This is a genomic window from Pseudomonas sp. B21-053 (genome assembly GCF_026016365.1).
Classification (GTDB): Bacteria; Pseudomonadota; Gammaproteobacteria; order Pseudomonadales; family Pseudomonadaceae; genus Aquipseudomonas; species Aquipseudomonas nunensis.
Map to the genome: position 1 here is coordinate 4,143,724 of NZ_CP087205.1, position 11,372 is coordinate 4,155,095.

Here is an 11,372-nt window from a genome sequence, read left to right on the forward strand (position 1 = left end):
CGAGGCATGGAGCGCAGTCCGCTGCCCGCGTAACATGGAGCCATTCAATCGAAGAGTCAGGGAATCGACATGCTTTACCGAATCGCCGCCGACGGGCTGGTACTGTTCCACCTGTTGTTCATTCTGTTCGTGCTGTTCGGCGGGCTGCTGGTGCTCAAATGGCGCCACCTGATCTGGTGGCACCTGCCCGCCGCTGCGTGGGGCGTAATCGTCGAAGTCTTTCACCTGACCTGCCCGCTGACCTATTGGGAAAACCTGATGCGCGAAGCGGCTGGGCAGACCGTGTATGGCGGCGGTTTCATCGAGCATTACGTGTTGCCGATCATTTACCCGGCCGGGCTGACACCGACGATTCAACTGGGGCTTGGCAGCGTGGTGCTGGCGGTCAACCTGCTGGTGTATGTGCGGTTGATCCGGTTGTGGAAGTTGCGTCGGGCCGCGTGAATACCGCTAAAAGATCGCAGCCTTCGGCAGCTCCTACAGGTGATATGCAATCCATGTAGGAGCTGCCGAAGGCTGCGATCTTTTGATCTTCGAGGACCTTGAACATGCTGTCGATTGAAGACCTGGCCCTGCTTGAGGCCATCCGCGCAACCGGCAGCCTGTCCCGCGCCGCCGCCCACCTGGGCAAGGCGCCCTCCACCGTCTCCTACGCCGCCCGCCAACTGGAAGAACGCTTCGACGCCCTGCTGTTCGACCGCCGTCGCTACCGTTTGCAGCTCACGGCGGCCGGCGAATTGCTGGTCAACGAAGCGGCGCGGCTGATGCAGGACGTCTCCCGGCTGACCCAACGCGTCCAGCAAGTGGCCAACGGCTGGGAGAGCCGGTTGTGGATCGTCACTGATGAATTGCTGGAGTTCGACACCCTGATCCCGGTGATTCACGAGTTCGACGCGCTGGAATCCGGCGTGCCGCTGCGCATTACGCAGGAAGTGCTCAAAGGGGTGTGGGAAGCCCTGCGTGAAGGTCGCGCGGACCTGATCATCGGCGCCACCAACGAACCGCCGGCCATCCCGTCATTGCGCTGGATGCAACTGGGGGAAATGGAATGGGTGTTCGCCGTCTCGCCCAAACACCCGCTGGCCAAGGCCAAAGAACCGATCAACCGGGCCATGGTCACCCAGCATCGGGCGATTGTCGTGGCCGACTCATCCCGGGCCACCGAAGGCAGTACCTACGGCGTTTCCGGCGGGCAACCGGTCCTCGCCGTGCCGACCATGCGCGCCAAAATCCTCGCCCAGTGCAACGGCCTGGGCGTCGGTTGGTTGCCGCGACACCGGGTCGGTACCTTGCTGAACAACGGCACGCTGGTTGAAAAACAGATGGCCGACCCGCGCGAGCCGAACATCCTCTACGCCGGTTGGCGTGGCGACCATGACGGTCGCGCCTTGGGCTGGTGGCTGGAACAGCTCAAGCAACCCTGGCTCGCCACCAAACTGGTCCAGGGCAGTGGCCGCTTTGTCTGAACTCAGTTAGCGATGACGCTCATGTTCCGGCCACTGGCCTTGGCCACGTACAACGCTTTGTCCGCCGCGCTGACCAGATCGTCAGCCCCGGCTTGCGAGGCCGGATCGTAGGCGCAGACACCCAGGCTGACCGTCACCACGCCTTCAATACCGTCCGTATGCTCCATACCCGCCAACTGCACCGCTCGACGGATTTTTTCCGCCACCAGAAAGGCCCCGACATAGTCGGTGCCGGGCAGTACCACCGCAAATTCCTCACCACCGTAACGAACGGCCAGGTCACCGGGACGATTGATGTTTTGCGTGATGATCGCGCTGATTTTGCGCAGACACACATCACCGGCCACATGCCCATAGTGATCGTTGAACAACTTGAAGTGATCGACATCGAGCATCAGCATCGCCAGGCTGGTCTGGCTGCGTCGGGCACGCCCCATCTCCGCAACCATGAACAGATCGAACTGACGCCGGTTGGCCAGCCCGGTCAGCGCATCTTCCAAGGCCAGCAGTTCCAGGCTGCGATTGACCTCCATAAGTTTTTCCTGGGCATCGAGCAATACGCTTTGAATGTGATTCTGCTGCTTCATGACCCGGATCAGCCGATAGCCGAGCGTGCCCAGGAACGCCAGCAGCAAGGCGACGATGGCGGCACTGTTCAGGGACTCCTGGCGCCAGCCGGTCAGCACTTCTTCCTTGTTGAGGGCCGCAAACACAATCAGCGGATAGCCCTCGACCCGGCGAAACCCCACGACCCGCTCAACGCCATCTAGGTACGATTTGACCATTGCCGTGCCGGAATTGCCCAAGGGCAGCAATTGGGTGAACAGCGGCCCCTTCGCCACGCTGGTGCCCACTTCGGCGTCTTTGAACGGCCGGCGCACGACGATGGTGGCGTTGTCGGCGATCAGGTTGATGACGCCGTTCTGGCCCATGTCGATGCTGTTGTACAAATCGAGGAAATGGCTGAGATATAGGGTTGCCAACGCCACACCGGCGAAGCTGCCGTCGGGATGATTGATCCTTCTCGACACGGTCATGATCCATTCACCGGTCGAACGACTCTTGATCGACGGACCGATATGCGGGCCACGGTCAGAGTGATCGCGGTGGAAGATGAAGTATTCACGGTCAGAGTTATTGGCGTCCGGCACATTGGCGCCATTGGAGTTGGCCAGCCAGCGCCCGTCTTCACCGAAAATGAACAAGCCATGGAGCTGCGGCAATTCGCTGCGCTGGGCACCGAGCAATCGCTGCAGGCGCGGCATCTGCGCTGGCCCCATGCCCTCGTTTTCGAGGCGGTCCACCAGCGAAAACAACAGCGTATCTGCCTGTTTGATCGAGGCTTGCGCCTGGGATGCCAGGGTCTGCGCCAGGTTGGACATCGCCACTTCCTTGTCATGCAAGTGGTAATGCCGCGAGTTCCAGGCCTCCCAGATCGCAATGGCCGCCATGGACAGGCACACCGCAACCAGCAACACCACGGCGTAACGAACCTTGAGCTTCGCCTGGACCTGCTCGGCCAGCAACGACTGCGTGGGTTGCAGGGCTTCGATACGGACTTTTACGGACGGCTGTCCCATGACATTCCTTGAAATTGCGTTGAAGAGGCGATGCTTCCTGATCGCGTCTTTGACCTGTCGAGCGCATTACTATGCCTGAGCATCGAGCAGATTAGGCGATGCGTGCCTTGAATGCCCACAACGTCAGCAAAATCGCGAAGATCGAGGGCAGCGTCACTGCAAGTGAAACAGGAGTGCGGATTTCGCCTGCACTACAGGTTTAACGCGGCGTCTGCTTCACCGCTTCAAGCCATGCCGGGTTCAATCGGGTCTGTTCGGTATCGATCCCCAACGCTTCCATCCGCGCCTTGTGCTGATCCATTTCGCGGATCAACTGGCTGTGATCGCTGGAGTTGCCGTCCAGTTCATGCATCTGGTGCAACCCCAGGTGATAGAAACGCAGCAGCTTCATGGCGTCCGGATCATCCTTCGCCACGGCCGCCGTCACCTGATGCATGACATTGGTGACGCTCATCAGGCTGCGTTTGAGGCGCCAGCCGTAGACCGCCGGGGCCATCCATTGCTGGTTCCAGAACCGGCCACGCATCAGCGCCACCATCAGCAACACCGCGACAAACACACCGCCGACGTTGAACCGCAGGTTGTCGCCGCCCGGTTCGCCGAACAACGCCACAGCCGTCGTCGAGAGCACCATGGCCAGCGCCAGGAAAATCAGGGCGATGATCACCGTACTGCGCCGGGTCTGGCTTCGGAAAACTTCAGCATTCATTGGCTGGATTTCGAACATCTTGGCGGGGTTCCCTGCATCAATGGAAAGGCTCTGTGAGCAAAAAGAGTGCGGGGCATTATCGCCTCTGCGGGGGATTTAGCTATGCTGGGGCTCCTTTTCATCTTTTCATCGTCAAAGGAGAACGTGGCGAGACAGCGTACTTCGTGCCATCTTCTTTCATGGATACATTTTATTCGGATGCCAATCGCTCCTCCTCTATGACTGGCATCGTTTTAAGGATCATTGAATGTCCCAACGCCAAGTAATCAACGCCTCTGTCAGCCCTAAAGGCAGCCTGGAAACCCTGTCCCAGCGTGAAGTCCAGCAACTGAGCGAAGCCGGTTCCGGCAGCACCTACACCCTCTTCCGCCAGTGCGCCCTGGCCATCCTCAACACCGGCGCCCACGTTGATAACGCCAAGACCATCCTCGAAGCCTACAAGGACTTCGAAATCCGTATTCACCAGCAGGACCGCGGCGTGCGCCTGGAACTGCTGAACGCCCCGGCCGACGCCTTCGTTGACGGCGAAATGATCGCCAGCACCCGGGAAATGCTGTTCAGCGCCCTGCGCGACATCGTCTACACCGAAAACGAACTCGACGCCCAGCGCATCGATCTCAGCACCTCGCAAGGCATCAGCGACTACGTCTTCCACCTGCTGCGAAACGCGCGCACCCTGCGCCCAGGCGTCGAGCCGAAGATCGTGGTGTGCTGGGGCGGCCACTCGATCAATACCGAAGAATACAAATACACCAAGAAAGTCGGCCACGAACTGGGCCTGCGCAGCCTCGACATCTGCACCGGGTGCGGTCCCGGCGTGATGAAAGGCCCGATGAAAGGCGCGACCATCGCCCACGCCAAACAGCGCATCCACGGCGGGCGTTACCTGGGGCTGACCGAGCCGGGCATTATCGCCGCCGAAGCGCCTAACCCGATCGTCAACGAACTGGTGATTCTGCCGGACATCGAAAAACGCCTGGAAGCCTTCGTCCGCGTCGGCCACGGCATCATCATCTTCCCGGGCGGTGCCGGTACGGCGGAAGAATTCCTGTACCTGCTGGGCATCCTGATGCACCCGGATAACGCGGGCCTGCCCTTCCCGGTCGTGCTGACCGGGCCGAAACACGCGGCGCCGTATCTGGAGCAACTGGACGCGTTCGTCGGCGCCACCCTGGGTGACGCGGCGAAGCAGCACTACACGATCATCATCGACGACCCGGCGGAAGTGGCGCGGCATATGACTGCAGGGCTCAAAGAGGTCAAACAGTTCCGCCGCGAGCGCAACGATGCGTTCCATTTCAACTGGCTGCTGAAGATCGACGAAGGCTTCCAGCGCCCGTTCGACCCGACCCACGAAAACATGGCCAGCCTGCAACTGAGCCGCAAGCTACCGGCCCACGAACTGGCAGCCAACCTGCGTCGGGCGTTCTCCGGCATCGTCGCCGGCAACGTCAAGGACAAGGGCATCCGCCTGATCGAAGAACACGGCCCGTACCAGATCCGAGGCGACGCGGCGGTGATGCAACCGCTGGATCAGTTGCTCAAGGCGTTTGTGGCCCAGCATCGGATGAAACTGCCGGGTGGCGCGGCATATGTTCCGTGTTATCAAGTGGTTGCGTAAAAAACCTAAAGTGAATGATCTCACGGGGCTACGCAGCAGCCCTTTGTAGGAGCGAGGCTTGCCCGCGAACAGGGAGCGCCGCGGTCATCCATTGCACCGCGTCATGCCTGTTCGCGGGCAAGCCTCGCTCCTACAGATCACCCATCTGACCTTCCAGATGCGCACTGATGAAATCGACAAACACCCTGATTTTTTGCGAGAGCTGACGGCTTGATGGCCAGACCAGGCTCAAGGGATTAGGACCGATCGAATGATCGCCCAAAACCCTGTGCAACGAGCCATCGGCCAAGGGTTCGCGCGCCAGGAAGTCCGGAAGAATCCCCACACCGAAACCGCTGATAATAGCGCTGCACACCATGTCCATGTTGTTGCAGGTCAGGACGGTACGCGTGCGAATTTCAGCCTCGCCTGCGCGAAGCTTCAGCGGCCACTCCTGTAGCTTGCCACTTTTGAAAAACCGGAAACGAACGCCCTGATGACTGTCCAGGTCTCTGGGCGTTTTTGGTGTGCCATGACGCGCCAGGTAATCAGGCGATGCGCAGATGATCAACTGCACCGGCGGTAAAGCGCGCTTCATCAAGCGAGAGTCCGGCAACTCGCCGCCGCGAATCGCAATATCGATGCCCTCCTCGACGAGGTCGACCATCTGGTCACTGAAATCGATGTCCAGTTCGATGTCCGGGTACTGGGCCATAAATTCGAGAAATGCTGACTGGAACAAATGATAACTGGCGATCGGCAAGCTCAGCCGCAAGCGTCCGCGCGGGGTTTCTGTGGAGCGTGACAGTGCCGCCTGGGCATCGTCGAGGTCATCGAGAATGCGCCGGCAACGCTCCTGAAACATCCGGCCTTCATCGGTGAGGCTGATGCTGCGGGTCGAGCGCTGAAACAGTCGCACACCGACCTGCTGTTCAAGCCGCGTCACGCCTTTGCCAACCGCCGAAGCAGACAATCCGAGCGCCCTGCCCGCCGCGACAAAACTGCCCAGTTCAGCCGTTCGTATGAAGGGCATGAGCCCACTGAGCCGATCCATCACCCACCTCCTATTCGAGCGTTTTATTCCGATATAAGCGGAATATTTGCCGTTTTTAACACGATTACCGCCGCTCTATCATCCTTGCATGTTCAAACTTCAGCAAAGGATTCTCCCGATGGAAAACTCGGCGGCTTCGCGTACAACGCAAAAAAACCTGGTGTTGCTGGCGGTGTGTATCGCGGCCATCACCATGCCATTCAACTTCACCGCCGCCGCTGTCGCGCTGCCGGCGATTGGCCGGGCCTTCGATGGCAGCCCCATGCAACTCAATTGGGTGACCAACGCTTTCATGTTGACCTTCGGCAGTTGCCTGATGGTGGCAGGTGCACTGGCCGACAGTTTCGGGCGCAAGAAAGTCTTCATCGCCGGCGTAGCGTCGTTCGCGGTGCTGTCGGCAGCCCTGACGTTCGCTGCCGATCTGACCACCTTCGATCTGTTGCGCGCGGCACAAGGGGTCGCCGCGGCGGCGGCTTTTTCAGGCGGTATGTCGGCCCTGGCGCAAGTGTTCGATGGCCCGGCGCGGACCCGTGCATTCAGTTTTGTCGGCAGCAGTTTTGGTATCGGTCTGGCATTCGGACCGATTGCGGCGGGTGTCATGATTGAAGCGTTTGGCTGGCCGACGATTTTCCTGCTGATTACGCTGCTGGCCTCGATCGCTTTCATTCTGGCAGCGCGGTACATGGACGAATCGCGCAATCCGGATGCTGGCGGCATCGATTGGCCCGGTGCAATCTGCTTCACCTGGGCCTTGGGGATCTTCACCTATGGCGTGCTCAAGGTGCCGCAAAGCGGTTGGAGCGATCCATTTGTGCTCGGTCTGTTCGCGGTGGCCTTACTCTCATTCATTGCCTTTGTGGTGATCGAGCAACGGGTTACCCAGCCGATGCTTGACCTCAGCCTGTTCCGTTACCCGCGTTTCGTCGGCGTACAACTGCTCGCTGCCGCCCCGGCCTACGCCTTTGTGGTGTTGCTGCTGTTGCTGCCGGTGCGTTTTGTCGGGATCGACGGCATGAGCGAAATAGACGCCGGCCGGCTGATGATTGCGCTCTCGGCGCCGCTGTTGTTTCTGCCGATCGTGGCGGGCTACCTGACTCGCTGGTTGTCCCCATCGACGATCTGCGGCGTGGGTTTGCTCGTGTCGGCAGCGGGTCTGTTCTGGCTCAGTCATGTGCCCACCGGCAGCGTGCCTTGGGTGTTGGCATTGCCGATGTCAGTGATTGGCATCGGCATCAGCCTGCCTTGGGGTTTGATGGATGGGCTGGCGGTCAGCGTCGTTCCCAAAGAACGGGCCGGCATGGCCACCGGCATTTTCAGCACCACGCGAGTCGCCGGTGAAGGGGTCGCGGTCGCGGTAGTCACCGCCCTGCTCTCGGCGCTGACGGCCAGTCATCTGAGCGTCTCGCCCAACACTGCAGAGGCTGCACAGCACCTGGTCACCGGCGATGTCGCAGGGGCGTCCACGCTATTGGCCGGCACCAGTCGTGCCGCGCTGATCGATGGCTATAGCGCCGGTTTCAGCACATTGCTGCTGGTGTTGACCACGATCACTGTGGTGGCGGCGGGCGTGGTTTTTCTGTTCCTTGATCGGGGCGATGAGCAGAGTGACGAAGCCGCGCCGGTCCTTCGCGCAGTACGCCCTGGCCGACCATGCCGGTGACGCCAGAGATCAGTGCTTTCATGAGCGGCGAATCCTGATTGAGTTGAACGATCAGGTTTCCTGTGGGAGCGGGCTTGCTCGCGAAGGGGCCGGCACATTCAACATCGATATCGCCTGACACTCCGTCTTCGCGAGCAAGCCCGCTCCCACAGTAGTTCGGTGTGAGGTTACAAGTGATCAGCGTCTATAACTGCTTTGGCAAACGCCTGCGGATCTTCCTGCGGCAGGTTGTGGCCGATGCCGCCATTGATCAGCCGATACTCATACTTGCCGGTAAAGCGCTTGGCGTAATCTTCGGCAGCCGGGTGCGGCGCGCCATTGGCGTCACCTTCCATCGTGATGGTCGGCACGGTGATGTTCGGTGCCTTGGCCAGTCGCTGTTCGAGCGCTTCATATTGCGGTTCGCCCTGGACGATACCCAGGCGCCAGCGGTAGTTGAACACCGTGATCGCGACGTGATCCGGGTTGTCCAGCGCCGCAGCACTGCGGTCGAAGGTGGCGTCGTCGAAGGTCCATTTCGGCGATGCGGTTTGCCAGATCAGCTTGGCGAAGTCGTGGCGATTTTTTTCGTAACCGGCCTCGCCACGGTCTGTCGCAAAGTAGAACTGGTACCACCATTGCAATTCAGCCTTGGGTGGCAACGGATTCTTGCCTGCGGCCTGGTTACCGATCAGGTAACCGCTCACGGCGACCAGCGCTTCTACCCGCTCCGGCCACAGCGCCGCGACGATGTCCGCCGAACGTGCGCCCCAATCGTAGCCGCCGAGCACGGCTTTTTTGATCTTCAGGGCATCCATGAAATCGATGACATCACTGGCCAGCGCGGCGGGCTGGCCGTTGCGCAGGGTTTTCTCGGACAGAAAATGCGTATCGCCATAGCCACGTGCGTACGGGATCAGCACCCGATAACCTTTGGCCGCCAGCAACGGTGCCACTTCGCTGTAGCTGTGAATGTCGTAGGGCCAGCCGTGCAGCAGAATCACCACCGGCCCATCCGCCGGGCCGACCTCGGCGTACGCTACATTCAGCAACCCGGCGTTGACGTGCTTCAGGGCACCGAACGGGTCAGCCTTGAGGGTGCTGGCACTGGCTGCCACAGGCGCCGTGGTTTTGACATCGGCATGCGCTGCAAACGCAGCAACGTTCAGGACCGCGAAGAAGCTGGCTGCAGCGAGTTTGTTCCAGTTCATGGTGATTTCCTCAGGGGTGCGATGACCAGTGGTTGCCAGGCAAGTCGGCTTGCCTCAATGGATCCATTCAATCGTCCCGAGGTATCTGCCATGTGTCGTAAACCACTGCTAATAAGGCATAACGTGTCCAACAGCGCCTGAGATACAGTGCGATACAAACAGGTGTGGGACCTGGCTGTGTACTAATAACAAGAGGGCTGAGCGATGGAACATGTGGACCACATTCTGATTGTCGACGACGATCGCGAGATCCGCGAGTTGGTCGGCAATTACCTGAAGAAGAACGGTTTGCGTACCACCGTGGTCGCCGATGGCCGGCAGATGCGCAGCTTCCTGGAAGCGAATCAGGTGGACCTGATCGTGCTCGACATCATGATGCCCGGCGACGACGGCTTGCTGCTGTGCCGCGAGTTGCGCGCAGGCAAACACAAAGCCACGCCGATCCTGATGCTGACTGCACGCAACGATGAAACCGATCGCATCCTCGGCCTGGAAATGGGCGCCGACGATTACCTGACCAAACCCTTCGCCGCCCGCGAGCTACTGGCGCGGATCAACGCCGTGCTGCGCCGCACCCGCATGCTGCCGCCGAACCTGCTGATCACTGAAAGCGGCCGGCTGCTGGGTTTCGGCCGCTGGCGCCTGGACACCACCGCCCGCCACCTGCTCGACGAAGACGACACCCTGGTCGCCCTCAGCGGCGCCGAGTATCGCCTGCTGCGGGTGTTCCTCGACCACCCGCAACGGGTGCTCAGCCGCGATCAGTTGCTCAACCTGACCCAGGGCCGCGACGCCGATCTGTTCGACCGTTCCATCGATTTGCTGGTGAGCCGATTGCGCCAACGCTTGATGGATGACTCCCGGGAATCGACCTATATCAAGACCGTGCGCAATGAAGGCTACGTGTTCTCCTACCCGGTGGAGATGTTGGGTGCACCGTCATGAGGGGGATTTGTATCCGTCTGTATAAAACCCCGCGCTAGATACGCAACACCCGACTTCGCGGCGTTCCCGCACACATCACCGATACACCCGAGCGTTTAACTGTGAACACCAGACAGCACCGACCTAACCGGTGCTGCTGACTCACTCAATCATTAAGCGCACGGAGAATCACCATGTTCAACTTCTCGAAAGTTTCGTCCCTGGCACTCGGTCTGGCACTGATTGGCGGCCTCGGCCTGTCGAACCTGGCCTCGGCCAACACCGCGAGCGCTGCCGCTCACAGCCCGGTCCAGCAACTGCTGGTGGAAGGTGGTTCGGATCGGCTGCAACAGAATCGCGTCGCGGAATATGGCTCTGAAAATCTGCAAAAGAATCGTGTTGCCGAAGGCGGTTCGGATCGCTTGATCCAGAATCGTGTGGCCGAAGGCGGCGCCGATCGCCTGCAAAAACTGCGCGAACGTGTCGCGCTGTTCAGCCCAGCTAACGCCGTGAACGCCGGAGTAGTGGTTGCAGAAAACCGCCCTGAGTTCGGCTCGAAATATCAGCGCTACTGATCCAACTGTGGGAGCGAGCTTGCTCGCGATGGCGGCCTGACAGACAATTTTGATGTTGAATGTGCCGGCCTCATCGCGAGCAAGCTCGCTCCCACAATGGTTTTGGGCCAGACACAGAAAATGCGATCAACACCTGTCAACTGAATGAATCAACGCTCTCGATATCAACTATGCGTCAGGGTGTTTTCTCATCTCCGCGCTCCAGCACTAGAGTGGCCACATCTTCTTCCCACTCTCTGGAGCAACATCATGAAAAGCATCATCGGTCTTACCTTCGCCCTTACCGTCCTTGGCGCTACCTCGGCCATGGCTGCAACACAATCCATCGCTGCGGTGAAAGTCGGCCAGCCAGCGACCCAGAACGTCAACAGCGTCAGCATCGACACTGAACGCAAAGGCAGCGTCAACCTGCAGCAGAACGCTGAACAAGCCAAACTCTACGTGGCTGAAAACCGCCCTGAGTTCGGTTCGAAATATCAGCGTATCGATTCGTAAGTTTGCGCCGCTTCAAACAAGAAACCCCGGGTAGATCCGCTCTACCCGGGGTTTCTCCGTTTTAACAGCCACCGATACCCGTGGTAGCAGCTGCCGAGCTGCGCGAGGCTGCGTTCGGC

11 protein-coding genes are annotated in these 11,372 nt (G+C 59.9%); 7 read left to right on the top strand and 4 right to left on the bottom strand.

Features of this window, described 5'->3' with window-relative positions; genetic code table 11:
* Positions 1–69 precede the first annotated feature (69 nt).
* Both LOY68_RS18435 and LOY68_RS18440 read left to right on the top strand, forming a co-directional pair.
* On the top strand, positions 70–444 hold the full coding sequence (locus tag LOY68_RS18435) for a DUF2784 domain-containing protein (protein WP_265038961.1): 375 nt from the start codon (positions 70–72) through the stop codon (positions 442–444).
* A 104-nt stretch (positions 445–548) separates the two neighbouring features.
* Entirely contained in the window at positions 549–1,466 is a 918-nt protein-coding gene (locus LOY68_RS18440; protein WP_265038963.1) for a LysR family transcriptional regulator, read from the top strand.
* 2 nt (positions 1,467–1,468) lie between these two features.
* On the opposite strand, the gene LOY68_RS18445 is transcribed toward LOY68_RS18440, so the two are convergent.
* Together LOY68_RS18445 and LOY68_RS18450 are read right to left on the bottom strand one after the other, a co-directional pair.
* Positions 1,469–3,046 carry a sensor domain-containing diguanylate cyclase gene (locus LOY68_RS18445; protein ID WP_265038964.1) on the bottom strand — a complete coding sequence of 526 codons (1,578 nt, stop codon included), beginning with the start codon at positions 3,044–3,046 and terminating at the stop codon, positions 1,469–1,471.
* A gap of 199 nt (positions 3,047–3,245) precedes the next feature.
* A complete protein-coding gene (locus LOY68_RS18450; RefSeq protein WP_265038966.1) occupies positions 3,246–3,773 on the bottom strand; it encodes a DUF3087 domain-containing protein in 528 nt (175 codons plus the stop codon).
* 229 nt (positions 3,774–4,002) lie between these two features.
* Between LOY68_RS18450 and ppnN the strand changes: the two genes are divergently transcribed.
* Positions 4,003–5,376, top strand: coding sequence for a nucleotide 5'-monophosphate nucleosidase PpnN (ppnN, locus tag LOY68_RS18455; protein ID WP_054053494.1), 1,374 nt, complete (start codon positions 4,003–4,005; stop codon positions 5,374–5,376).
* A gap of 130 nt (positions 5,377–5,506) precedes the next feature.
* On the opposite strand, the gene LOY68_RS18460 is transcribed toward ppnN, so the two are convergent.
* The gene (locus tag LOY68_RS18460; protein ID WP_265038967.1) at positions 5,507–6,409 is read right to left on the bottom strand and encodes a LysR family transcriptional regulator; all 903 of its coding nucleotides are present in this window, start codon (positions 6,407–6,409) and stop codon (positions 5,507–5,509) included.
* A gap of 118 nt (positions 6,410–6,527) precedes the next feature.
* Between LOY68_RS18460 and LOY68_RS18465 the strand changes: the two genes are divergently transcribed.
* Complete coding sequence (locus LOY68_RS18465) at positions 6,528–8,069, top strand: MFS transporter (protein WP_265038969.1); 1,542 nt, start codon at positions 6,528–6,530, stop codon at positions 8,067–8,069.
* A 167-nt stretch (positions 8,070–8,236) separates the two neighbouring features.
* On the opposite strand, the gene LOY68_RS18470 is transcribed toward LOY68_RS18465, so the two are convergent.
* The gene (locus tag LOY68_RS18470; RefSeq protein WP_163914423.1) at positions 8,237–9,259 is read right to left on the bottom strand and encodes an alpha/beta fold hydrolase; all 1,023 of its coding nucleotides are present in this window, start codon (positions 9,257–9,259) and stop codon (positions 8,237–8,239) included.
* A gap of 204 nt (positions 9,260–9,463) precedes the next feature.
* On the opposite strand from LOY68_RS18470, the gene LOY68_RS18475 reads away from it, so the two are divergent.
* The 3 genes from LOY68_RS18475 to LOY68_RS18485 all read left to right on the top strand — a co-directional run bounded on the left by LOY68_RS18475 (position 9,464) and on the right by LOY68_RS18485 (position 11,253).
* The gene (locus LOY68_RS18475; protein WP_163914421.1) at positions 9,464–10,204 is read left to right on the top strand and encodes a response regulator; all 741 of its coding nucleotides are present in this window, start codon (positions 9,464–9,466) and stop codon (positions 10,202–10,204) included.
* 173 nt (positions 10,205–10,377) lie between these two features.
* Complete coding sequence (locus tag LOY68_RS18480) at positions 10,378–10,758, top strand: hypothetical protein (protein WP_265038970.1); 381 nt, start codon at positions 10,378–10,380, stop codon at positions 10,756–10,758.
* 249 nt (positions 10,759–11,007) lie between these two features.
* The gene (locus LOY68_RS18485; RefSeq protein ID WP_054053488.1) at positions 11,008–11,253 is read left to right on the top strand and encodes a hypothetical protein; all 246 of its coding nucleotides are present in this window, start codon (positions 11,008–11,010) and stop codon (positions 11,251–11,253) included.
* Positions 11,254–11,372: the final 119 nt, after the last annotated feature.